Below are 22,716 nucleotides of genomic sequence, written 5' to 3' on the forward strand. Positions count from 1 at the left end.
GAGCCGTGACATCGGACTCCTTCGACACCGCGCGCCGCCCGCCGACCCGCCTCCGCACCGGGCCGGTCGGGCGGCGGATAGGGTGCCGGCATGGCCGACGCCACCGTGCGCACCGCGCAGCCCGACGACGTGGCGGAGATCGCCCGCATCCACCGAGACACCTGGCGCACCGCCTACCGCGACATCGTGCCCGCCGAGGTACTGGAGGCGATCGACGTCGAGCAGACCGCGCCCGCGTGGGCCGAGGCGGTCGGGCACGGTCAGGTGTTCGTCGCCATCGAGGGCACGTGGACGGTCGGCTTCTGCGTCGCCGGGTTGGCGCCCGAAGAAGAAGTGGCGCACGCGGACGGCTCGCTGCCCGAGGACGCGGCGACGACGGCACTGGTGAGCGTGCTCGTGGAACCGCGCTGGGGACGGCGTGGCCACGGCGGCCGACTGCTCGCCACCGCCGCCTCCCACCTGCGCGAAGCCGGCGCCACGAGAGGTGTCGCGTGGGTGCCGGAAGCGGACAAGGCGTCGATCGGCTTCTACGGCAAAGCGGAGTGGGACGCCGACGGCACGGTCCGCACCCTGGACGCCGGCGGGCGGCCGTTGCGCGAAATAAGGGTTACCGGGGGGTTGTCCCTACTGCTCGAGCCGTGACGGCACGGGTAGCCTCGCCCAGTGCTCGGGTGGTTGTGCCTCACGTTCAGCGTCGCCTTCGGCTCCGCGCTGATACCCCTCATCAGCATCGAGATCTTCGTCATCGGACTGGTCACCCAGCAACCGGGCATCTCGTGGTGGTGGATCGGGATCGCGGTCGCCGTGGGCCAGGTGCTGGGCAAGATGTTCTACTTCCTGGCCGCGCGCGGGACGTTGCACCTGCCCGCGTTCCTGAAGCGCAAGGAGAAGCCGGCCAAGCCGCTGTCGCCGTGGCGGCTGAAGTGGAAGGCCAGGCTGGAGTGGGTGCGCGTGCGCTGCCACCGGCACCCGCACTGGATGTTCGGCACGCACGCGGTCAGCTCCGTGGTCGGCCTGCCGCCGTTCATGTTCACCACCGTGCTGGCGGGCCTGGCGGGCATGTCGTCCTGGCTGTTCATCTCCACCAGCGTGGCCGGCCGGTTCGCCCGGTTCAGCGTGCTCGCCGCCTCGCCTGCCGCGGTGGCTGGCTGGTGGGTGCACTGACGGTGCGCTGGTGGCGCACCAGGCGCTGCTCGGGCAGCGTCAGCCCGTAGTGGTCGTGCAGCTCGGCCTGCTCGGCTTCCGACAGGTCGCGGTCGCCGACCTTCGGCGCGTCCTCCACCTCGCGCTTGTCGACCGGCACCACGAGCCTGCGCTCGCGCACCTGGGCGCCGCGGATCGGCACCAGCGTCGTGCCGCCGTCGCTGCGCACGGAAGCCCACAGCGGACGGCCACCGGCCAGCCACAGCGCCGCGACCGGTCCGATGGGCCTGCCGTGCCGATCCAGCACGTCACACTCGTAGAGGCGGTCCACCGCTGCGCGATCCATGCCTCTTCGGCTACCCCGTCGTTCGGGCGAGCGCACGGTGAACCACCCGGTCGTGTGACCCTAGGGTCGCTCGTCGGTGCGTTCGCCCACCCGTCCGAGGTGACGCCGCACCACGAGCAGGACGGCGAGGCCCACGGCCGCCACGAGCAGGCTGATGACCAGGCCCAGGCGCAGCGCGTCCACCCCGCTGTCCGGGCTCACGTCCGCGGACAGCACGACCGCGGGTTTCCGCGACGCGGTCGGCCAGGGGAACGTGCCGGAAGCCGCTGAGGGCTCCGACGCGGCGGTAGTGGCCGACGACGAGGCCGAGGACGCCGTCGTGGTCGTGGTGGTGGTCGTCGTCGTGGTCGTGGCGGAAGGTTCGGTCGTCGGCGTGGACGTGGGCGCCGGCGCGCCCGTCGTGGTTTCGGCGGTCACCACCGAGCCCGTGCACGGCACGCCGTCCACGGCGAACGACGTCGGCGCGGGGTTGCTGCCCGACCAGGTGCCGTTGAAGCCGACCGACACCGACCCGCCCGTGCGCACCGAGCCGTTGTGGGAGGCGTTCTCCACCCGCACGGCGCTCCCGGACTGGCTGAACACGCCGTTCCACGTCTCGGAGGTGATCCGCTGCCCGGCGGTGAACGCCCACTCCAAGGTCCAGCCCGACAGCGGGTCGCCGAGGTTCGTCAGGGTGACGCGCGCGCCGAACCCGCTCCGCCACTCGTTGGTGATCTCGTAGTCGACGGCGCAGCCGACCGCGGCGCCCGCCGTGGCCGTCGGGGTGACGAGACCGACCGCGACCAGGGCCGCGGCGACGGCGAGAGCCGCCCGGACGATCCGAGCGAAGGGCATGGGCACTCCCGGGGGACGCGGCGGTTCGCCTGATTCTTCCCCAGGAGGTCGGCGTGGCTAGCCGAGCATGAGCGCAACGGCCACGGCGGTGGCGATGACCAGGCACGCGAAGGTCAGCCGCAGCTTCTCACAGGTCTCACCCACGTCACCCACGGTAACGACGTTCACCGCAAGATCCAAGGCAAGGGAACGTGAAGACCGGATGAACGCGCTTACCAGGGTCGAACTACGCCCGATTCGTCGGCAGCGAGAAGAGGTCGATCGCGGTCCGCATCGTCTCGCGGGCCCGACCGCGGTCACCGGCCAGGTCGTAGGCCTGGGCCAGCAGGAACCACGCCCGCCAGTCCTCCGGCCGCGCCTCGACGTCGACCCGGCGCTCCTCGAACCAGGCGTCGGCCGCCTCCCGGTCCACCCGCCCGGACGGGCGGCGCGGCAACTCGGACGTGTCGAGGAGCGCGCCCTCGGCGTCGAGCTGCCGCGCCATCCGCTCGGTGGTGAAGCCGAACCTGAGGTTCGTCCACGCGATCCACGCGCCGATGAGCGGCAGCACGAGCACGCCGACACCGAGGCCGATGCCGACCGGGTCGCCGGTGCCCAGCAGCACCACGGCCCGGCCGCCGAGCAGCACGAAGTACACCGCCAGCGCGGCGGTGATCAGGAACGCGACGGTGCGGGTCTTCATGAGCTGGTCAGAGGTCCATGTACTTGTCGAGCCCCACGGACAGCCCGGGGTGCCCCGCGATCGACCGCACGGCCAGCAGCACGCCCGGCATGAACGACTTGCGGTCCAGCGAGTCGTGCCGCAGCGTCAGCGTCTCGCCCTCCGTGCCGAACACGACCTCCTGGTGCGCGATCAGCCCGGCCACGCGCAGCGAGTGCACCCGCACGTCGTCCACGAGCGTGCCGCGCGCGCCGGGCGCCTCCTGCGTGGTCGCGTCCGGCATCGGGCCCAGGCCCGCCGCCGCACGGGCCTGCGAGATCAGCCGGGCCGTGTGCGCGGCGGTGCCGGAGGGCGCGTCCACCTTGCGCGGGTGGTGCAGCTCGATGACCTCGGCCGACTCGTAGTACCGGGCGGCCAGCTCCGCGAACCGCATGGACAGCACGGCGCCGATGGCGAAGTTCGGCGCGATCAGCACGCCCAGCTCCGGCTTCGCGTCCAGCCACTCGGAGACCGTGCCCAGCCGCTGCGCGTCGAACCCGGACGTGCCGACGACGGCGTGGATGTCGTTGTCCACGCAGAACCGGATGTTGTCCATCACCACGTCGGGGCTGGTGAAGTCGACCGCGACCTGCGCGCCGGCGTCGGCCAGGTTGAACAGCCAGTCGCCCGCGTCGACCATCGCCACGACTTCCATGTCCTCCGCGGCCTCGACGGCACGGCACACCTCGGCGCCCATGCGGCCCCTGGCGCCGATGACGCCTACGCGGAGCGGTTCTGCGGAACTCAAGAGATCACCTCGTGCACCTGGGACGGCAGATCGTCGGCGTGAGCGTAAGGGCCGACCACGGCGGCGGCGACGGGGCGTCGCAGCAGGTCCTTCGCCAACGTGGCGACGTCGGCCGCGGTGACGCCGTCGATGCGGGCCAGCGTCTGCTCCACGGACAGGTAGTCGCCGTAGTTCAGCTCGCCCTTGCCGATGCGCGACATCCGCGAGCTGGTGTCCTCCAGGCCGAGCACGAGCCCGCCGCGCAGCTGGCCCTTGCCCCGGGCCACCTCCGCGTCGCTCAGCCCGTCACGGGCCACGGTGGACAGCACGTCGCGCACCACACCGGCCACGTCGCCGAGCCGGTCCGGCTGGCAGCCCGCGTACACCGACAGCGTGCCCGCGTCCGCGTAGAGACCAACCGACGAGTACACCTGGTACGCCAGGCCGCGCCGCTCCCGGACCTCCTGGAACAGCCGCGAGCTCATGCCGCCGCCCAACGCGGCGTTCAGCACGTTCAACGCGAACCGGCGCTCGTCGTGCCGGTCCAGCCCGCGCACGCCCAGCATCAGGTGGACCTGCTCGGTGTCGTCGGAGTGCAGCACCAGCTTGCGCGAACCGGGGATGCGGGCCCGACCCGCCCGCGGCGCGACGGGCGAGCCGACGCGGTCGAGCCGGTCGCCGACCTGCTTGCGCACCAAGCGCATCACGTGCGCGTGGTCGATGTTGCCCGCCACCGCGAGCACCATCCGCGGCAGCGTGTAGCGCTTCTTGTAGAAGCCGAACAGCGCGTCGCGGTCCATGTCCCCGATGGACTGCTCGGTGCCCAGCACCGGACGTCCCAGCGCGTGCTCGCCCAGCAGGGCGTCCAGGAACGCGTCGTGCAGCAGGTCTTCCGGGTCGTCGTCGCGCATCGCGATCTCTTCGAGCACCACGCCGCGCTCGGTCTCGAAGTCGCGCGGCTCGCACAGCGCGTCGAACACCACGTCGCACACCAGGTCCATCGCCAGCGGCAGGTCCTCGTCCAGGACGTGCGCGTAGTAGCAGGTGTGCTCCTTGGCGGTGAACGCGTTCAGCTCGCCGCCGACCGCGTCGATCTCCTCGGCGATCTGCGCCGCCGTGCGGTTCGCCGTGCCCTTGAACAGCAGGTGCTCCAGGTAGTGCGCGGCGCCCGCGACCTCGACCCGCTCGTCGCGCGACCCGACCTGCACCCACAGGCCGACCGACGCCGACCGGACGCCGGGGATGCGCTCGGTGATGACCCGCAGCCCCGACGGGAGCACGCTGCGGCGCACGGCCACGCCCGCGTCGCCGCGTTCCAGCGACACCGTGGTGCCGGGCTTCTGCAGGTGGCCGAGCCTGCGCGTAAGCGGACGGCCGCGAGTGCCAGAAGCACTCGCGGCCGTCCCGTTGACGCTCGTCGTCACTGCGCGTTGGCCTCGGCCTCGGCGGGTGCGGCGTCCGTGGCGGGGTTGTCGGCGGCCGGGGCCGCGTCCGCGTCCTCGTTCACCAGCACCAGGCTGATCTTGCCGCGCTGGTCGATGTCCGCGATCTCGACGCGGAGCTTGTCGCCGACGTTGACGACGTCCTCGACCTTGTTGATGCGCTTGCCGTTGCCCAGCTTGGAGATGTGGATCAGGCCGTCCTTGCCCGGGAGCAGGGACACGAACGCGCCGAACGCCGCGGTCTTCACCACGGTGCCCAGGAAGCGCTCGCCCACCTTCGGCAGCTGCGGGTTCGCGATCGCGTTGATCATGCCGATCGCGGCCTCGGCGGACGGGCCGTCCGCCGCGCCGACGTAGATCGTGCCGTCGTCCTCGATGGAGATGTCGGCGCCGGTCTGCTCGGTGATCGAGTTGATCATCTTGCCCTTCGGGCCGATGACCTCGCCGATCTTGTCGGTCGGGATCTTGACCGACGTCACGCGCGGCGCGAACGGGCTCATCTCGTCCGGGCTGTCGATGGCCTCGGCCATGACCTCCAGGATGGTCAGGCGCGCGTCGCGGGCCTGGCCGAGAGCCGCGCCGAGCACCTCGGACGGGATGCCGTCCAGCTTGGTGTCCAGCTGCAGCGCGGTGACGAACTCCTTGGTGCCGGCGACCTTGAAGTCCATGTCGCCGAACGCGTCCTCGGCGCCGAGGATGTCGGTCAGCGCGACGTACTCCGTCTTGCCGTCGACCTCGTCGGACACCAGGCCCATGGCGATGCCCGAGACCGGCGCCTTCAGCGGCACGCCGGCGTTGAGCAGCGACATCGTGGACGCGCAGACCGAGCCCATGGACGTCGAGCCGTTGGAGCTCAACGCCTCGGAGACCTGGCGGATCGCGTAGGGGAACTCCTCGCGCTTGGGCAGCACGGGCATCAGCGCCCGCTCGGCCAGCGCGCCGTGGCCGATCTCGCGGCGCTTGGGCGAACCCACGCGACCGGTCTCACCGGTGGAGAACGGCGGGAAGTTGTAGTGGTGCAGGTAGCGCTTGTGCGTCTCCGGGGCCAGCGAGTCGATCTGCTGCTCCATGCGCAGCATGTTCAGCGTGGTGACACCCAGGATCTGGGTCTCGCCGCGCTCGAACAGCGCCGAGCCGTGCGCCCGCGGGATCAGCTCGACCTCGGCCGACAGCGACCGGATCTCGGTGAGGCCGCGGCCGTCGATGCGCACCTTGTCGCGCAGGATGCGCTGGCGCACGAGCTTCTTGGTCAGCGAGCGGAACGCCGCGCCGACCTCCTTCTCGCGACCCTCGAACTGCTCGGCCAGCTTCTCCAGCACCGACGCCTTGATCTCGTCGATGCGGGACTCGCGCTCCTGCTTGCCGGCGATGGTCATCGCCTGCGACAGCTCGCCGGAACCGGCCTGCTCGACGGCCTCGAAGGCGTCGGGCTGGTAGGCCGGGTAGGTCGGGAACTCGCCGGTGGCCTTCGCCGCGACCTGCGCCAGCTGGGCCTGCGCGTCGCACAGCGCCTTGATGAACGGCTTGGACGCCTCGAGACCGGCGGCCACGACCTCTTCGGTCGGCGCCTGCGCGCCCTCGCCGATCAGGTCGATGACGTTGTCGGTGGCCTCGGCCTCGACCATCATGATCGCGACGTCGTCACCGACGACGCGGCCGGCGACGACCATGTCGAACACGGCCTTCTCCAGCTGCTCGTGGGTCGGGAACGCCACCCACTGGCCCTCGATCAGCGCCACCCGGACGCCACCGATGGGGCCCGAGAACGGCAGACCCGCGAGCTGCGTGGACGCCGACGCGGCGTTGATCGCCACGACGTCGTACAGGTCGGCCGGGTTCAGGCTCATCACCGTGATGACGACCTGGATCTCGTTGCGCAGACCGTCCACGAAGGACGGGCGCAGCGGCCGGTCGATGAGGCGACAGGTCAGGATCGCGTCGGTCGACGGGCGGCCTTCGCGGCGGAAGAACGAGCCGGGGATCCGGCCTGCCGCGTACATGCGCTCCTCGACGTCCACCGTGAGGGGGAAGAAGTCGAAGTGCTCCTTGGGGTGCTTCGACGCCGTCGTCGCCGACAGCAGCATCGTCTCGTCGTCCAGGTAGGCGACGACCGAGCCCGCCGCCTGGCGGGCCAGGCGACCGGTTTCGAAGCGGATGGTGCGCGTGCCGAACCGACCGTTGTCGATCACAGCTGAAGTCTCGTGGACCTCGATGTCCGTCATATGGGTACTCCTCGTCATGCGGGTCACAGCGCGCTCAGGGCGCGGGATCGCGGTTCGGACGAGGCCGGTCTTCGATCGAAGTCCCCTGGGTTTCCTCTACCAGGGGGCCACTACCGAGGACCGGCGAACTGTCGTCCCGGGCGCCGCGCGTGCTTCCCTCGTCTTTGTTGTCGAATTGCACCGAGGGGGAGTGACCTTGGTGGTCACTCCCCCTCGGCAGGTCTCACCTGCGCAGGCCGAGCCGCCCGATGAGGGCGCGGTAGCGCTGGATGTCCACCTTCTGGAGGTAGTTCAGCAGCCGCCGGCGGCGGCCGACCAGCAGGAGCAGGCCACGACGCGAGTGGTGGTCGTGCTTGTGCTTCTTCAGGTGCTCCGTCAGGTCGGCGATGCGCTTGCTCAGCAGCGCGACCTGGGCCTCGGCCGAACCCGTGTCCGTGTCGTGGACGCCGTACTCGGTGAGGATGGTCTTCTTCTGCTCGGTGGTCAGTGCCACGTGCGTGTTACTCCTTGTACTGGTGAGTGCCGTGCGGCCCCGGTGAGCGGGGTAGTCGGTACTGGCCGCCACGGACCGCAGCCAGACCCAAATGTCGAGGTTACCAGCAGTGCCGACGCGCTACGCGTTTGACGTGCTCAAGGGCACTCGCTCGAGCACCGTGTAGCCCTCGGCCGGGCGGCTGCGCACCAGGGCCACTTCGGTGGCCGTCCACTCACGACCGGTGAACTCCACGTGCGGCAGCACGGCGCCGCGGGCCACGGTGACGTGCGGCCGCCAGTCCGGTGGCACGTCGGCCGCCTCGCCCAGCTCGGCCAGCGCGCCGTCCACGCCGATCCACAGCACCTGGCGGAACGTGCCGCTGCCGCGCAGCCGCAGCACGGGCGCGGTCACGCGGTCCAGGCCGGCGAGCTGCCCGGCGGGCTCGGCCTCGCCGAAGAACCGGACGGTGACGTGCCAGCGGGCGGGGTGCTGCCAGCGCAGCCGGGGGTACGCCGCGCGGAACGGGCGGAGGGCGTCGTGCAGCTCTTCGACGACGTCGTCGGGCGGGAAGATGGCGGAGAAGAGGCTCACGGGGTGGGTCAGGCGTCGCGGACCTTGCCCGCGCGGCGCAGCAGCTCCGCCAGGGCCGGGAAGTCGTCGCCCAGCACGTCGGCGGCCTGCGACAGCTCGCGGCGGTCGGCCAGGCGACGCAGGAACGGGAACACCACGGTCTCGTCGTCGCCGCTGCCGTTCACCGGCAGTGAGTCGCGGCTCACGGTCGGCTTCGACTGGCGGACGTCCTCCAGCGCGCGCTGCAACGCGTCGGGCGAACCGGACGCCACGTCGGGGGTGAGGACCTTGCGCTCCAGCATGATCATCCGGGCCAGCACGGACGGGTTGCCGATCTTGGCCCGCCGTCCGCTCATGACCTGGCTCAACATCGGCGCGCTGATGCCGAGCACGTCCGCGAGCTGGGCCTGGGAAACGCTGAACGCGACCACGAGCCGGCGCACCCGGTCGCCCAAGGGTTCCCCGTACCACTCCCGCTGCAACGCGAGATTGCGCTGGACGATCTTGTGGTCCTCCACCTTCGCCTCTCCCCTGACCGACGGACGTGACAGGCATCTTGCCAGGTCGTCACGTGTCACACGGCCGGTTCCACCCACCTGGTTCAACCGGTCAGGCGTCACCGGGACCGGGCAGGAGGTCACGCGTCGTGGCCACGTCGCGGTGCATCTGCTCCAGCAGCGACTCGACGCTGTCGAACTTCTCCATGTCCCGCAGCCGGTCCACGAAGTCCAGCGCCACCCGCTGGCCGTAGAAGTCCTCGTCCACGTCGAGCACGAACGCCTCCACCCGCCGTTCCCGGCCGGAGAACGTCGGGTTGGTGCCCACGCTCACCGCGGCCTTGAGGCGGCGGCCCGAGCCGTGCACGAACCAGCACGCGTACACGCCGTCCGCGGGCACGGCGGCGAACCGCGTGGTCGACAGGTTCGCCGTGGGGAAGCCGAGTTCCTTGCCGCGGCCGTCGCCGCGCACCACGATGCCCTCCAGCCGGTGCGGCCGGCCGAGCGCCTGCGCCGCGGCGGCCACGTCGCCCGCGTCGATGCACGCCCGGATGTAGGTCGACGAGTACGTGACGCCGTCGTCGGTCACCAGATCCGCCCCCTCGGTCACGAAACCGAACCGCTTGCCCAGCGCGCGCAGCAACTCCACGTTGCCCGCCGCCTTGTGGCCGAACGTGAAGTTCTCCCCCACCACCACGGCCGCCACGTGCAGCCGGTCCACCAGCACCTCGTGCGCGAACTCGTCCGCGGGCGTGCGCGCCACCTCGGCGGTGAACGGGATCACGCAGAACACGTCGACGCCCAGGCCCTCGACCAGTTCGGCACGCCGCCGCAGGCTGGTCAGCTGGGCCGGGTGGCTGCCCGGCCGGACGACTTCGGACGGGTGCGGGTCGAACGTGATCAGGACGCTCGGCACGCCCCTGTCCGCGGCCAACCCGACCGCGCGGGCGATGAGCGCCTGGTGCCCGCGGTGGACACCGTCGAACACGCCGATGGTCACCACGCAGCGGCCCCAGCCGCCCGGCAGGTGGTCGAGCCCTCTCCAGCGTTGCACGCGGGCAAGCCTAGGGGGTCGACCGCGGCGTGCCGTCCGAGGTCGGGCTAGTCGTGACGGACGTCGCGGCCGGCCTGGTAGACGGTGCCGCCGTCGCGCGCCACGGCGGTCTGGTTGACGGTGGTCGGCGAGTTGACCGTGACCGAGCCGAGGTTGCCCGCCTGCACCACACCACCGGTCACGGTGCCGCTGATGCTGTTGTGCACGTTCGTCACGGGCGCCCGCGGCTCGGGCTCGGCGGCCGGTTCGGCAGCGGTCGGCTCGGCGGCGGCCGGTCCGGTCTGCGGTGGGGGCGATGACTGCACGCGCAGGGCGATGACCACGCCCAACGCGGTGAGCAGCACGACCGTCACCCACGCCCACGGGTTCGCGCGGCCGTCGGTGGCGAGGTTGATCGCCACCCCCGTGGCCGACGTCACCACACCGGCCGCGGCCGGCCACACCCATCTCGACATGCCTTCCACGGTAAGCCCTATCCGATCGGCGTGAGTACCACCAACGGTTTGGCGATCGGTCCCTCGTCCTTCGCCAGCGCCACCACGTGCCCGTCCGGGCCGAAAACGCCGTACGTGCCGTCCAGCCCGCCGGCGGCCAGGCGCTGGCCGTGCGAGAGGGCCACCGCCTCGCGCGGCGCGATCTCACGGCGGGGGAAGGCGGTGGACACGGCGGCGTCCAGGTCCAGGGACAGGCCCGGCGCGCTCTCCAACTGCTCCAGCGTCTTGGCCACGCGCAGGTCGAACGGGCCGACGCGGGTGCGGCGCAGGGCCGCCAGGTGGCCGCCGACGCCGAGGTCCGCGCCGAGGTCACGGGCCAGCGCGCGCACGTAGGTCCCGGACGAGCACTCCACCATCACGTCCAGCTCGGTGACGCCCTCGCCCTCGCGGCGGATCGACAGCACGTCGAAGCGGTGCACGGTCACCGGGCGGGCCGGGATCTCCACGGCCTCGCCGGCGCGGACCCGCGCGTAGGCGCGCTTGCCGTCGATCTTCACCGCGCTCACCGCGCTGGGCACCTGGTCGATCGCGCCGGTCAGCTTCGCCACACCGGCCCGGATCGCGTCCTCGTCCACTTCGGACGCGTCGGCCGTGGACAGCACCTCGCCCTCGGCGTCGTCGGTCGTGGTGGACGAGCCGAGGCGGATCGTCGACAGGTACGCCTTGCTGTCCAGCGCCAGGTGGCCGAGCAGCTTGGTGGCCCGCTCGATGCCGAGCACGAGCACGCCGGTCGCCATCGGGTCGAGCGTGCCCGCGTGCCCGACCTTGCGGGTGCCGAGGATGCGGCGGACCTTCGCCACCACGTCGTGGGAGGTCATGCCGTCGGGCTTGTCGATGACGACGAGGCCGGGCGGGACAGGAGGACGAGAAGATGCGGACACGGACGAGGATCCTAGGCCTCGACGAGCACGTCCCACCGACGGCGGCGCAACTGCACGGGCACGGACTCGCCGCGGTCCTCGGCGGCGAACACCGCGGCCCGCGCCCGGCGCCACCACACCACCGTGCGCCACAAGCCCACCACCAGCACCGCCACCACGGACAGGAACGCGATCCGGTACGCCTGCGGCGCGGAGAGCGCGGGCTCGACCACGTCCAGCAGCACGCCGACGGCCAGGGCGGTGAACGTGATCGCGGCGAACCCGCCGACGTTGGCCACGCCGGTCGCCGTGCTCACCCGGTGCATCGGGTTGTAGTCGCGCACCAACGCGAACGCCACGCCGGAGACGGGGCCGCCCACCGCCAGCACGGCGAACAGCAGGTACAGCGCCGGCGTCGGCAGCACGCCGCCCGGCCAGCCGAGCAGCACCGCCCAGGACAGCACGGCCGCGGCCAGGTAGGTGCCGACGATCGGCATCCGCCACTCCGGCCTGCTGCCGATCACCGTGCCCATCACGGGCCCGGTCACGATCCCCACCAGCACCAGCGTGCTCAGCACCGCCGACGCCGTCGGCCGCGACAGGCCCTGCGCCTCGACCAGGTACGGGAAGCCCCACAGCAGGCCGAGCACCGCGGGCGCGGACATCGACGCGAAGTGCACCCAGAACCCGAGCCGGGTGCTCGGCTCGCGCCACGCCTCCTTCACCTTCGCGCCCACCGCGCGCAACGGCACCGGCTCGACCACCGGCTGCGGCACGCCGTGCGGCACCTCGCGCACGCGCCACGCGACCACCGCCGCGTACGACGCCGTGGCGAGGCCGGCGGCCAGGAACGTCACCGTCCAGCCCGCGCCGTCCAGCAGCAGGGTCAGCGGCACGGTGGCGACCAGGTTGCCCGCGCCGCCCAGCGCCGCGGACAGGGTCATGACCAGGGTGAACCGGCGTGGCGGGAAGTGGGCGGCGGCCAGGCGCAGCACGCTGACCCACGTCACGGCGTCGCCGACGCCGAGCACCGCGCGGGCGGCCAGGCCGACCGGGTAGGACTCGGCGATCGCGAACAGGGTCTGGCCGACGCCCATGAGCAGGGCGGCGGCGGTCAGCACGCGGCGCGGGCCGAAGCGGTCCACCAGCAGGCCGGTGGGGATCTGCATCAGCGCGTAGAGGCCGATCTGCAGGACGGTGAACGTGCCGAGCGCGGCGGGTCCGACGGCGAAGCGCTCGCTCGCCTCCAGGCCGGCGACGCCGAGGGAGGTCCGGTGGAACAGGGCGGCCATGTAGACGAGGACGGCGGTTGACCAGATCAGCCACGCTTGTTTCGTGGCACGATCGACCGGCAAGGCGGATCTCCTAGGGCTTCTGCGGCGGCACTCCCAGTATCGAGAAACAGTTGCCTACTGTTAACGATTCCTGAGGGTGCCGAACACCACATCACGCCTGGTCACCGGCTCACCACGTAGTGCCGACGCGCGCCCACTTCCCCGATTTCGTTCGGATCAGCACGAGCGCCAGCCGCAGTGCCATGAACGCCGACAGGCCGCTCCAGATCCCGATCAAGCCCCAGCCGAACGCGTGGGACGCCCACACCAGCGGCAGGAAGCCCAGCGCCGCCGAGGCCAGCGTCGCGGTCCGCAGGAACGCCGCGTCGCCCGCCCCGAGCAGCACGCCGTCCAGCGCGAACACCACCCCGGCGATCGGCTGCAGGGCCACGAAGAACCACCAGGCGTGCGGTATCTCGTCCAGCACGGCCCGGTCGCTGGTGAACACCATCGGCAGCGGGCCGGACAGCGCCGCGAACACGACGCCGAGCAGCACGCCGAACCACAGCCCGTACCCGGTCACCTGCCAGGCGAACCGGCGGGCCTGCTCACGGCGTTCCGCGCCGAGCGCCGCGCCGACGATCGACTGCGCGGCGATCGCCAACGAGTCCAGCACGAGCGCGAGGAACGTCCACAGCTGCAGCACGACCTGGTGCGCGCCGACCGCGCCGACCGACGTGCGCGCGGCCACCGCCGCGGCGGACAGGAAGCACGCCTGGAACGCGAGGCTGCGCAGCACCAGGTCCCGGCCGAGGCCCAGTTGGGCCCGCATGCGGCGCCGGTCGGGCCGCAGGCTCACCCGTTCCGAGCGCAGCGCCCGGAAGAACAGCCCGGCGGAGAGCGCCTGCGCGACCACGTTCGCGATGGCCGAGCCCTCCAGGCCCCAGCCCGCGCCGTGCACCAGGACCGGACACAGCACGGCCGAGATGCCGTTGCCGACCAGCACGTACCGCAGCGGGCGGCGGGTGTCCTGCACGCCGCGCATCCAGCCGTTGCCGGCCATCGTGACCAGCACGAACGGTGCGCCGAACAACGCGATCCGCAGCCACGCGACGGCGTTGTCCGCGACCTCGCCGCCACCGCCGAGCAGGCGTGCGGCGGGACCGGCCAGCAGCTGCCCGAGCAGGATCACCACCGCGCCGACGGCCAGCGCGAGCCACGTCGCCTGCACGCCCTCCTCGACCGCTTCGGGCCGCCGTCCCGCGCCGAACAGCCGTGCGGTGCGCGCCGTCGTGCCGTAGGAGAGGAACGTCAACTGGGTCGCGACCTGCGTGAACAGCACGCCGCCCACCGCGAGCCCGGCCAGCGGCAGTGCGCCGAGGTGCCCCACGACCGCCGTGTCCACCAGCACGTACAGCGGCTCGGCCGCCAACACCACCAGCGCGGGCGCGGCCAACCCGACCACCCGCCGCGCCGGAACCCGCTCCTCCACCCGATCCCCTCAATGCACGACACACGCACGCCGAACGTAGGACTCTCGCGCGAGTCCTACGTTCGCGTCGCGCGAGTCCTACGTTCAGAACGCGCGTGTCCTACGTTCAGAACACCTGAATTCAACGCTCAGGACGTCGTGGTCACCGTCTCCAGGGCGGCACGCAGGTTCGCCAGCACCTCGTCGGCCGGGCCGGAGGCGGTGAAACCCGCGGCCAGCCGGTGGCCGCCACCGCCGAGCAGCTGCGCCACCTCGCGCACGTCCACCGCGCTCACCGCGCGCAACGACACCGACCACGACGACGGCCGCAGCTCCTTCAGCACCGCCGCCACCTCGGCCTCGGCCGTGGTGCGCACCAGGTCGACCACGCTCTCGACCTCCTCGGGCCGCAGCCCGGCGGCGTCCTCCAACGTCACGACGGCGTGCACGAACCCCAGCCCGCCCGCGGCGTCACGCTCCAGGCGCGCCCGGCTCAGCACCTTCGCCAACATCCCCAGGTACCCGAACGGGTGAGAGTCCATCAGCGGCCGGGCCACGGCCTCGGCGTCCACCCCGGCCGCGAGCAGCCGGGCCGCCACCTCGTGCGTCGTCGCCGACGCGTGCCGGAACGACCGCGTGTCCGTCACCAGACCCGCGTAGACGCACCGGGCCACCGGTTCGTCCAGCTCCACGCCCAGCTCGTCCAGCAGCCGCAGCACCACGAGCGCGGTCGCCTCGGCCCGGTCGTCCACCACGTTCACGTGCCCGAACCCGGGGTTCGACACGTGGTGGTCCAGCACCACCACCACACCGGCGGTGGACACCCGATCGGCCAACGGTCCGAGCCGCCCGACACTGCCCGTGTCCAACGCGACCAGCACGGGCGGCGCGGCGGGCACCTCCGAAGCGGGCACCAGCAGCCCCGCCACGTCCAGCCCCCGCAACGTCTCCGGCACCTCGTCCGGCGCGCCGAACGACACCCGGACGGCCACCCCGCGGCGGTGCAGGGCCAGGCCCAGCGCCAACGCGCTGCCCAACGCGTCCGCGTCGGGGTTCACGTGCGCCAGCAGCGTCACGTCGGTGGCGGCGGACAGGACACGAGCGGCCTCGGCGAGGCCCGCGCTCAGGTCGTCGGACACGCGGAGGCCGTCGGACGCGCTCGGGTCGTTCAAGCTCGGATCGTTGTGCACGGCGAGAACGCTAGTCGGCGTCCTCGGCCTCGCGCGGAGGCTTGTACGGGTCGGGCTCGCCCGCGGGCTCGGCGCCGTGCGCGATGCGCGCCACCTCGGCGTCCAGCTCCCGCGCCTTGGCCAGCAGCTCGTCCATCCGACGCGCCTCGGCGGGCACGGTGTCGGTGACGAACGACAGGGTCGGCGTGAACCGGACACCGGTCTGCTGGCCGACCATGGTGCGCAGCACGCCCTTGGCCTTCTCCAGCGCCGCCGCGGCACCCGCGAGGTCCGGCTCGGAGTCCAGCTTCTCGCCGAGCACGGTGTAGTAGATCGTCGCGTCGTGCAGGTCGCCGGTCACCCTCGTGTCCGTGATGGTGACGCGGGCCAGCCGCGGGTCCTTCACCTCGTGCTCCAACGCGGAAGCCACGATCTGCGAGATCCGCTTGGCCAGCTTGCGAGCCCGTGCCTGGTCGGCCACGGCGCTCCCCTCCTGTCGTTGCGATTCGTCGCCTGCTCGGCGACGCCTGCTAGTCGTCCTCCGGCCCGACCAACCTGTGGCGGGCGGAGAGAAGTTCCAATTCGGGCCGTCCGGCCACCAGCCGCTCGCAGGCGGCCATCACGTCCCTCACATGCTCGGCGTCGGCGGCGACGGCCGCCACTCCGATCAGGGCACGCCGGTGCAGGTCCAGGTGGCCCGCCTCGGCGACCGACACCTCGAACCTGCGGCGCAGCTCGGCCACGATGGGCTTGACCACGGACCGCTTCTGCTTCAACGAGTGCACGTCGCCGAGCAGCACGTCCAACTCAAGGGCACCGACGTACACAGATGATCACCAGGGGATGTCCAGAGGTGCGGGGCCGCCGGTCACGACGGCCCCGCACCTGGATGAAGACGATCAGGCGCGCGGCTTCTCGCGCATCTCGAACGTCTCGATGATGTCGCCGACCTTCAGGTCGCTGTAGTTGCCGAGCGTCAGACCGCACTCGAAGCCCTCGCGGACCTCGGTCGCGTCGTCCTTGAACCGGCGCAGCGAGCTGATCGGCAGGTTCTCCTGCACGACGTTGTTGTCGCGCAGCAGGCGGGCCCGGGCGTTGCGCCGGATCTCGCCCGACATCACGAGGCAACCCGCGATCGTGCCGACCTTGGAGGACTTGAAGACCTCGCGGACCTCCGCGCGGCCCAGCTGGACCTCTTCGTACTCCGGCTTGAGCATGCCCTTCAGGGCCTGCTCGATCTCGTCGATCGCCTGGTAGATCACCGTGTAGTAGCGGACGTCCACGCCCTCGCGGTTCGCGAGTTCGGTGGCCTTGCCCTCGGCCCGGACGTTGAAGCCCAGGACGATGGCGTTACCCGCGACGGCGAGGTTGATGTCGCCTTCGGTGATGCCACCGACACCGCGGTGGATGACCCGCAGCTCGACGTCGTCGCCGACCTCGATCTTCATGAGCGCGTCCTCGAGGGCCTCGACGGTACCCGAGTTGTCACCCTTGATGATCAAGGTGAGGGCGCTGGTCTCCTTCAGCGCGGCGTCCAGGTCCTCCAGGCTGACGCGCTTGCGCTTCGCGGCGTTCATCGCGTTGCGGTTGCGGGCCTGGCGGCGCTCGGCGATCTGCCGGGCCACCCGGTCCTCCTCGACCACGAGGAACGTGTCGCCCGCGCCGGGCACCGAGGTGAGGCCGATGACCTGCACCGGACGCGACGGCGTCGCCACCGTGACGTCCGCGCCGTGCTCGTCGACCATCCGGCGCACGCGACCGTAGGCGGCGCCCGCCACGATCGAGTCACCCACGCGGAGCGAACCGCGCTGCACCAGCACCGTGGCCACCGGACCGCGACCGCGGTCCAGGTGCGCCTCGATGGCGACGCCCTGCGCCTCCATCTCCGGGTTGGCCCGCAGGTCGAGCGACGCGTCGGCGGTCAGCAGGATCGCTTCCAGCAGGCCGTCGATGTTGATGCCCTGCTTCGCCGAGATGTCGACGAACATGGTCTCGCCGCCATACTCCTCGGCGACCAGCCCGTACTCGGTGAGCTGCTGGCGGATCTTGGCGGGGTTGGCCCCCTCCTTGTCGATCTTGTTCACCGCGACCACGATCGGCGCGTTGGCCGCCTGGGCGTGGTTGATCGCCTCCACCGTCTGCGGCATCACGCCGTCGTCGGCCGCCACCACGATGACCGCGATGTCGGTCGAGTTCGCACCACGCGCACGCATGGCGGTGAACGCCTCGTGACCCGGGGTGTCGATGAACGTGATCAGGCGCTCGTTGCCCTCGAGCTCCGTGTTCACCTGGTAGGCGCCGATGTGCTGGGTGATGCCACCCGCCTCGCCCTCGGCCACCTTCGCGGTGCGGATGGTGTCCAACAGGCGCGTCTTGCCGTGGTCGACGTGACCCATGACGGTCACGACCGGCGGACGGATCTGGAGGTCCTCCTCGCCGCCGGCGTCGTCGCCGTAGGTGATGTCGAACGTCTCCAGCAGCTCGCGGTCCTCCTCCTCGGGGGACACGACCTGCACGTTGTAGTTCATCTCGGAGCCGAGCAGCTCCAGGATCTCGTCGGAGACGGACTGCGTCGCGGTGACCATCTCACCGAGGTGGAACAACACCTGCACCAGCGAAGCCGGGTTGGCGTTGATCTTGTCGGCGAAGTCGGTCAGCGAGGCGCCACGCGGCAGGCGGATCGACTCGCCGTTGCCCTTGGGCAGGCGGACGCCACCGACCGACGGCGCCTGCATGTTGTCCATGTACTCCTGGCGCTTCTGGCGCTTCGACTTGCGGCCACGACGCGCCGGACCACCGGGACGGCCGAAGGCGCCCGCGGCGCCGCCGCGTCCACCGGGACCGCCACCACCGGGACGACCGCGGAAACCGCCGCCACCACCGGCCGGTGCGCCACCGCCACCGCCGCCACCGCCGCCGGGGCGGAAGCCACCGCCGCCGCCACCGCCGCCACCAGGGCGGAAGCCGCCACCGGCGCCGCCACCGCCACCACCGGGACGGAAGCCGCCACCGGCGCCACCGCCGCCACCGGGACGACCGCCGCCGCCACCAGGACCGCGGCCACCGCCGCCGCCACCGGGACCGCCGGGGCCACGACCGCCACCGCCACCGCCGCCACCGGGGCGGGGCGCGGGACGACCGGGCATCATGCCCGGGTTCGGCCGAGGCGGCATGTTGCCGGGGTTGGGCCGGGGACCGCCGGGACCGCCACCGGAGCCACCCGGACGGGGGCCGGCCGGACGCGAGTCACCGGGCTTGGGACCGGCCGGACGCTCGCCGCCACCCGGCGTGGCCGGGCGCGGTGCCTGCGGACGCGGCGCCGGAGCGCCACCGCCCACGCCGAACGGGTTGTTGCCCGGACGCGGGGGCCGCGGGCCGGCGGGCTTGGGAGCCTGCGGACGCGGCGGGACCACGGACGGGGTGTTCTGCGCCGCGGCGGGCTGCTGCTGCGGCGCACGGGGGCCGGGACGAGGGCCGGGGCCACTGGTCCGCGGCGCCTGCTGAGGCGCCTGGGGCTGCTGCGGCTGCTGCACGGGTGCGGCGGCCGGCTGCTGCTTCGGCGGCTGGACGGGCGTCGGAGCCGCGGCGGCGGCCGGGGCCGGGGCCTCGGGCTGCGCGGCGGGTGCGGCCGGAGCCGCGGGCGCCGGAGCGGCGGGTTTGGCCACCGGCTTGGGCGCCATCGGCTTGGGACCGGGCACCGGACGCGGACCCGGCTTGCCGGCGGTCGCCGGCGGGCGCGGAGTCGTCTCGCTCTTGGTCTCGCCCGAGGCCGCGCTCGTCGGCGCGGGCTTCGGCGGCGCCGGGCGGGCGCCTGCGGGCTTGGGCTTGGACTCGCCCTTGGCGTAGGCGTCACGGAGCCGTCGGGCCACCGGGGCCTCGACGGTGCTGGACGCGGACTTCACGTACTCGCCCTGGTCGGCGAGCTTCGTGAGTAGTTCTTTACTCGTGACTCCGAGCTCTTTGGCGAGCTCGTGCACGCGGGCCTTACCTGCCACTGCACTCCTCTGTGAGGGAGGCCGGCGGGCAAGTCCCGTCGACCTCGTCTTAACGTCGCGCGTTCATGTCTTCAGCTTCACGGCTGACTCATGACGGGTCGACCTGCTTCCTTGCTTCCTGCTGGTCACGGGGCGATCCCGCGACCTCCTGCCCACACTGCTCGAGATGACCGCGCACGCGTTCCACGTCGAGCGGACCCTGGACCCTGAAGGCCCTGGGGAACGCCCGTCGCTTCTCGGCGTTGCGGAGGCAGTCCGGATCGGGGTGCAGCCATGCTCCCCTACCGGGCAACCGTCGACGTGTGTCCGGGACCACAGTCCCGTCCACGACCACCACGCGCAGCAGCTCGGAGGGCAACGTCCGAGCGCGGCATCCGATGCACGTACGAACCGGGCCGATGTGCGTGAGATCCGATCCCCGACGTTGAACCACTGAGAAGTCTATCCCCTGTTGCCTATTCAGCCGAACCGGATGCCGATGCGCCCGCCGGAGCGGACCCGCCGGCCTCCGCATCACTGCGGATGTCGATGCGCCAGCCGGTGAGCCGGGCGGCCAACCGGGCGTTCTGACCCTCCTTGCCGATGGCGAGGGAGAGCTGGAAGTCCGGGACCACGACCCGTGCCGTCTTGGCGCGCTCGTCGAGCACCCGCACAGACACAACCTTCGCCGGTGACAAGGCATTCCCGACGAACGTCGCGGGGTCGTCGGAGTGGTCGATGATGTCGATCTTCTCGCCGGCCAGCTCGCTCATGACGTTGCGCACCCGGGCGCCCATCGGCCCGATGCACGCGCCCTTGGCGTTGACGCCGGGGACGGTGGTGCGGACCGCGATCTTCGAACGGTGACCTGCCTCACGTGCCACCGCGGGGATCTCCACGGTGCCGTCGGCGATCTCGGGCACTTCGAGCGCGAACAGCCTGCGCACCAGGTTCGGGTGCGTGCGCGAGAGCGTGATCTGCGGACCGCGCGAGCCGCGGGACACGCCCACGACGTAGCACTTGAGCCGCGAGCCGTGCTCGTAGGACTCGCCGGGCACCTGCTCGGCGGGCGGCAGCACGCCCTCGGTGTCCCCTATCTGGACGACGACCATGCCGCGGGCGTTGGCGCGGGCGTCGCGCTGCACGACACCGGCGATGATCTCGCCCTCCTTGGCGGAGAACTCGCCGAACGTGCGCTCGTGCTCGGCGTCGCGCAGGCGCTGGAGGATGACCTGGCGCGCGGTGGTGGCGGCGATGCGGCCGAACCCCTCCGGGGTGTCGTCCCACTCCTCGGCCACGGTGCCGTCCGGGTTCAGCTCCTGCGCGAGCACCCGCACCACGCCGGTCTTGCGGTCGATCTCGACGCGGGAGTGCGAGTGGTGGCCCTCGGTGTGCTTGTAAGCGGTCAGCAGGGCCGTCTCGATGGCTTCGAGAACGGTGTCGAAGGGGATGTCCTTGTCCCGTTCGATCGCCCTGAGAGCGGCGATGTCGACGTTCACTCCGACTCCTCCTTCAGGTGCTTGCCTTCGAGGAGCGCGAGCTCTTCGACCGGCGGCTGCTTGAACTCGACTTCGACGACGGCGCGCTCGATCGTCTTGTACTCGACGCGGCGCAGCTCGCCCTTGACCAGCAGCACGACGCCGGTGTCGTCGGCGTCGCCGACCCGGCCGAAGAACTCGACCGGTTCCGGCTCCTTCGCCAACGCCTGCGGCTTGACCTTCACCAGGCGCAGCCGGCTGCGCTTCCAGTGGCGAGGCTTGGTGAGCGGGCGGTCCGCGCCGGGCGAGGTGACCTCGAGCGTGTACGGCCCGGCGATCAGGTGCTCGTGCGCGTCGAGGGCGGCGGACACGGCGCGACTGGCCTGCGCCACCTCGTCCAGCCCGATCCCCTCGTCGCCGTCCACGACCACCTTGACCAGCCTGCGACGCCCAGCCTGGTTCACGTCGAGCAGTTCGAGGTCGAAGCCGATCGCCTCGACCGCTTCCCGCACGACGGGTGCTAGCTGCGCGGCGAGTTCTCCGCGCGGCGGGCTGGACACGTGGTGACTCCAAGTTCTCTTCGAGTGCAGAGGGCACGGCAACCCCGGCCGACGCTGCACTTCGCCGGCCGTGGTCGCCCAGACTATCTCGTTCGGCGGGCTCCCACGTGCCACGCGGCGATCGCGCCGTACCGGTGGGGCGGGTGGGTGGCTCTGGCAGGATCGGAACACGTGATCGGGAGAACGGCGTTGGGCGGGAGCGTGGTGGTCGGCGGGCGTGCGGCGGTCGGGCGTGCGGCGGTTGGGCGTGCGGCGGTTGGGCGTGCGGCGGTTGGGCGTACGGCGGTCGGCGCGAGTGCGGTGGTTGGCGGGAGTGCGGTGGTTGGCAGGCGCGCGGTGCTGTTGGCGGCGGCCACGGCGCCGTTGGCAGTCGCGTGCACCACACCTCCTCCCCCGGTGCCGCCGCCGGACCCGCTGGCGGAGTTGGTGAAGGTGGCGCGGGCGGATGCCGCGCTCGCGACGGCTGTCGGTGCGCCCGAGACGGCTGCGGCGCGGACCGAGCACGCGGTGCGGTTGCAGGCGGAGGTGGATCGGGCGACGCCGCGGGTGCCGGGGGCGTCTGCGTCGGCCTCGGCGTCTGCTTCGGCGTCGGTGGTGCCGCCGGTTGGGGCGACGCGGGAGGCGTTGGTGCCGGCGTTGCAGGCGGCGCAGAAGCAGGCGGGTGAGTTGGTGGCGACGGTGGAGTCGCACCGGGTGGGGTTGGTCGCCTCGGTGGCGGCTGGGTGCGCGAGTTTGGTGGAGGCGTTGTCGTGAAGGTGCAGGCTGGGGTGAGGGGGCGGGCTGGGGTGAGGGTCCAGGCGGCCAGTGTGGAAGCGGTGCAGGGGGCGTTGGCGGCGGAGCACGCGGCGGTGTGGACGTATGGGCTGGTCAGCGCGTTTATCGCGGTGCCGCAGCAGTCGGCGGCGGTGGCGGATGGCGCGAACGCCCACCGGGCGCGGCGGGATGTGACGGAGCGGTGGTTGCGTGACGCCGGCGCCACGCCCATTCCCCCGGCGGCGGCGTACCTGCCGCCTCAGCCGGTCGACAGCGCGGCGTCGGCCATCGCGGCGTTGGTCACGGTGGAGACGGATGCGTGCATGGCTTGGCGTGGGGTGTTGGAGCGGACTGAGGATGGGGAGTTGAGGAAGTCGGCGTTGGACGCGTTGACGGTGTCGGCGGTTCGGGCGACGCGGTGGCGCAAGGTGGCGGGGTTGACGCCGACGTCGATCGTGTTCCCTGGGGCGGGGGTTGGGTGAGGTTGTGGGTAAGAGAGCTCCGCTCCCTCATTTAAGAGCTTAAAAGCATGTCCTCGCCGGACGGGCAGATCAGCAGGATGAGTCCAACTGCCCGGTTAAGCGCCGGGGCCGTTGTGGTGCGGGTTTCGTGTCATCCCACCGACCTCCCTCCGGGCTACCACACGTATCAAGGGGGCGGCTAACAGTGGAAG

Annotated in this window: 25 protein-coding genes; 4 read left to right on the plus strand and 21 right to left on the minus strand. The window is 71.9% G+C overall.

What is annotated here, in order from left to right:
- Window positions 1-90: 90 nt before the first annotated feature.
- Together ADK67_RS30195 and ADK67_RS30200 are read left to right on the plus strand one after the other, a co-directional pair.
- Window positions 91-642: a GNAT family N-acetyltransferase gene (locus tag ADK67_RS30195; protein ID WP_053719933.1), complete on the plus strand. Its 552-nt coding sequence runs from the start codon at window positions 91-93 to the stop codon at window positions 640-642.
- Window positions 643-663: 21 nt separating this feature from the next.
- Window positions 664-1,164 (plus strand): hypothetical protein, encoded by a 501-nt coding sequence (locus tag ADK67_RS30200; protein ID WP_053719934.1) that lies wholly within the window; start codon window positions 664-666, stop codon window positions 1,162-1,164.
- Here ADK67_RS30200 and ADK67_RS30205 read toward each other — a convergent pair.
- From ADK67_RS30205 to rimP, 21 genes are all read right to left on the minus strand, one after another.
- A complete protein-coding gene (locus ADK67_RS30205; protein WP_157620937.1) occupies window positions 1,112-1,489 on the minus strand; it encodes a PRC-barrel domain-containing protein in 378 nt (125 codons plus the stop codon). The genes ADK67_RS30200 and ADK67_RS30205 overlap by 53 nt on opposite strands.
- Window positions 1,490-1,549: 60 nt before the next feature.
- Window positions 1,550-2,323 carry a cellulose-binding domain-containing protein gene (locus tag ADK67_RS30210; protein WP_053719936.1) on the minus strand — a complete coding sequence of 258 codons (774 nt, stop codon included), beginning with the start codon at window positions 2,321-2,323 and terminating at the stop codon, window positions 1,550-1,552.
- Between the two features lie 226 nt (window positions 2,324-2,549).
- Window positions 2,550-3,005 carry a tetratricopeptide repeat protein gene (locus ADK67_RS30215; protein WP_053719937.1) on the minus strand — a complete coding sequence of 152 codons (456 nt, stop codon included), beginning with the start codon at window positions 3,003-3,005 and terminating at the stop codon, window positions 2,550-2,552.
- A 7-nt stretch (window positions 3,006-3,012) separates the two neighbouring features.
- Window positions 3,013-3,771, minus strand: coding sequence for a 4-hydroxy-tetrahydrodipicolinate reductase (gene dapB, locus ADK67_RS30220; RefSeq protein ID WP_053719938.1), 759 nt, complete (start codon window positions 3,769-3,771; stop codon window positions 3,013-3,015).
- Entirely contained in the window at window positions 3,768-5,075 is a 1,308-nt protein-coding gene (locus tag ADK67_RS30225) for a M16 family metallopeptidase (protein WP_442974207.1), read from the minus strand. The genes dapB and ADK67_RS30225 overlap by 4 nt, the downstream gene beginning before the upstream one ends.
- Window positions 5,076-5,170: 95 nt before the next feature.
- Window positions 5,171-7,414 carry a polyribonucleotide nucleotidyltransferase gene (locus tag ADK67_RS30230; protein WP_053719940.1) on the minus strand — a complete coding sequence of 748 codons (2,244 nt, stop codon included), beginning with the start codon at window positions 7,412-7,414 and terminating at the stop codon, window positions 5,171-5,173.
- A 223-nt stretch (window positions 7,415-7,637) separates the two neighbouring features.
- The gene (gene rpsO, locus ADK67_RS30235; protein WP_053719941.1) at window positions 7,638-7,907 is read right to left on the minus strand and encodes a 30S ribosomal protein S15; all 270 of its coding nucleotides are present in this window, start codon (window positions 7,905-7,907) and stop codon (window positions 7,638-7,640) included.
- Between the two features lie 120 nt (window positions 7,908-8,027).
- Complete coding sequence (locus ADK67_RS30240) at window positions 8,028-8,480, minus strand: 2'-5' RNA ligase family protein (RefSeq protein ID WP_053719942.1); 453 nt, start codon at window positions 8,478-8,480, stop codon at window positions 8,028-8,030.
- A gap of 8 nt (window positions 8,481-8,488) precedes the next feature.
- Window positions 8,489-8,977: a helix-turn-helix domain-containing protein gene (locus ADK67_RS30245; RefSeq protein WP_053719943.1), complete on the minus strand. Its 489-nt coding sequence runs from the start codon at window positions 8,975-8,977 to the stop codon at window positions 8,489-8,491.
- 91 nt (window positions 8,978-9,068) lie between these two features.
- Window positions 9,069-10,010 carry a bifunctional riboflavin kinase/FAD synthetase gene (locus ADK67_RS30250; RefSeq protein WP_082404034.1) on the minus strand — a complete coding sequence of 314 codons (942 nt, stop codon included), beginning with the start codon at window positions 10,008-10,010 and terminating at the stop codon, window positions 9,069-9,071.
- Window positions 10,011-10,057: 47 nt separating this feature from the next.
- Window positions 10,058-10,465 carry a hypothetical protein gene (locus tag ADK67_RS30255; RefSeq protein WP_157620938.1) on the minus strand — a complete coding sequence of 136 codons (408 nt, stop codon included), beginning with the start codon at window positions 10,463-10,465 and terminating at the stop codon, window positions 10,058-10,060.
- Between the two features lie 17 nt (window positions 10,466-10,482).
- A complete protein-coding gene (gene truB, locus ADK67_RS30260) occupies window positions 10,483-11,385 on the minus strand; it encodes a tRNA pseudouridine(55) synthase TruB (protein ID WP_082404036.1) in 903 nt (300 codons plus the stop codon).
- An 11-nt stretch (window positions 11,386-11,396) separates the two neighbouring features.
- A complete protein-coding gene (locus ADK67_RS30265) occupies window positions 11,397-12,719 on the minus strand; it encodes an MFS transporter (protein WP_053719947.1) in 1,323 nt (440 codons plus the stop codon).
- 109 nt (window positions 12,720-12,828) lie between these two features.
- A complete protein-coding gene (locus ADK67_RS30270) occupies window positions 12,829-14,130 on the minus strand; it encodes an MATE family efflux transporter (RefSeq protein WP_053719948.1) in 1,302 nt (433 codons plus the stop codon).
- 128 nt (window positions 14,131-14,258) lie between these two features.
- Window positions 14,259-15,248: a DHH family phosphoesterase gene (locus tag ADK67_RS30275; RefSeq protein ID WP_053719961.1), complete on the minus strand. Its 990-nt coding sequence runs from the start codon at window positions 15,246-15,248 to the stop codon at window positions 14,259-14,261.
- Between the two features lie 61 nt (window positions 15,249-15,309).
- Window positions 15,310-15,759, minus strand: a complete 450-nt coding sequence (gene rbfA / locus ADK67_RS30280; RefSeq protein ID WP_053719949.1) for a 30S ribosome-binding factor RbfA — start codon at window positions 15,757-15,759, stop codon at window positions 15,310-15,312.
- 49 nt (window positions 15,760-15,808) lie between these two features.
- Entirely contained in the window at window positions 15,809-16,105 is a 297-nt protein-coding gene (locus tag ADK67_RS30285) for a DUF503 domain-containing protein (protein WP_053719950.1), read from the minus strand.
- Between the two features lie 72 nt (window positions 16,106-16,177).
- Window positions 16,178-19,273, minus strand: a complete 3,096-nt coding sequence (gene infB, locus ADK67_RS30290) for a translation initiation factor IF-2 (protein WP_053719951.1) — start codon at window positions 19,271-19,273, stop codon at window positions 16,178-16,180.
- A gap of 88 nt (window positions 19,274-19,361) precedes the next feature.
- Window positions 19,362-19,787 carry a YlxR family protein gene (locus tag ADK67_RS49495; RefSeq protein WP_082404043.1) on the minus strand — a complete coding sequence of 142 codons (426 nt, stop codon included), beginning with the start codon at window positions 19,785-19,787 and terminating at the stop codon, window positions 19,362-19,364.
- Window positions 19,729-20,751 carry a transcription termination factor NusA gene (nusA, locus tag ADK67_RS30295; RefSeq protein WP_053719952.1) on the minus strand — a complete coding sequence of 341 codons (1,023 nt, stop codon included), beginning with the start codon at window positions 20,749-20,751 and terminating at the stop codon, window positions 19,729-19,731. The genes ADK67_RS49495 and nusA overlap by 59 nt, the downstream gene beginning before the upstream one ends.
- Complete coding sequence (gene rimP, locus ADK67_RS30300) at window positions 20,748-21,290, minus strand: ribosome maturation factor RimP (protein ID WP_053719953.1); 543 nt, start codon at window positions 21,288-21,290, stop codon at window positions 20,748-20,750. The genes nusA and rimP overlap by 4 nt, the downstream gene beginning before the upstream one ends.
- A 318-nt stretch (window positions 21,291-21,608) precedes the next feature.
- Here rimP and ADK67_RS49500 point away from each other — a divergent pair, with 318 nt between their 5' ends.
- Both ADK67_RS49500 and ADK67_RS49505 read left to right on the plus strand, forming a co-directional pair.
- On the plus strand, window positions 21,609-22,043 hold the full coding sequence (locus ADK67_RS49500) for a hypothetical protein (RefSeq protein ID WP_053719954.1): 435 nt from the start codon (window positions 21,609-21,611) through the stop codon (window positions 22,041-22,043).
- 32 nt (window positions 22,044-22,075) lie between these two features.
- Window positions 22,076-22,525: a ferritin-like domain-containing protein gene (locus tag ADK67_RS49505; protein ID WP_053719962.1), complete on the plus strand. Its 450-nt coding sequence runs from the start codon at window positions 22,076-22,078 to the stop codon at window positions 22,523-22,525.
- Window positions 22,526-22,716: the final 191 nt, after the last annotated feature.

The sequence above is a fragment of the Saccharothrix sp. NRRL B-16348 genome (assembly GCF_001280085.1).
Lineage (GTDB): Bacteria > Actinomycetota > Actinomycetes > Mycobacteriales > Pseudonocardiaceae > Actinosynnema.

Coding starts and splice junctions, on each gene's coding strand:
- ADK67_RS30195 (WP_053719933.1), top strand. CDS start 91: ATGGCCGACGCCACCGTGCGCACCGCGCAGCCCGACGACGTGGCGGAG.
- ADK67_RS30205 (WP_157620937.1), bottom strand. CDS start 1,489: ATGGATCGCGCAGCGGTGGACCGCCTCTACGAGTGTGACGTGCTGGAT.
- ADK67_RS30210 (WP_053719936.1), bottom strand. CDS start 2,323: ATGCCCTTCGCTCGGATCGTCCGGGCGGCTCTCGCCGTCGCCGCGGCC.
- ADK67_RS30215 (WP_053719937.1), bottom strand. CDS start 3,005: ATGAAGACCCGCACCGTCGCGTTCCTGATCACCGCCGCGCTGGCGGTG.
- ADK67_RS30230 (WP_053719940.1), bottom strand. CDS start 7,414: ATGACGGACATCGAGGTCCACGAGACTTCAGCTGTGATCGACAACGGT.
- ADK67_RS30255 (WP_157620938.1), bottom strand. CDS start 10,465: ATGTCGAGATGGGTGTGGCCGGCCGCGGCCGGTGTGGTGACGTCGGCC.
- ADK67_RS49495 (WP_082404043.1), bottom strand. CDS start 19,787: ATGCGGAGGCCGGCGGGTCCGCTCCGGCGGGCGCATCGGCATCCGGTT.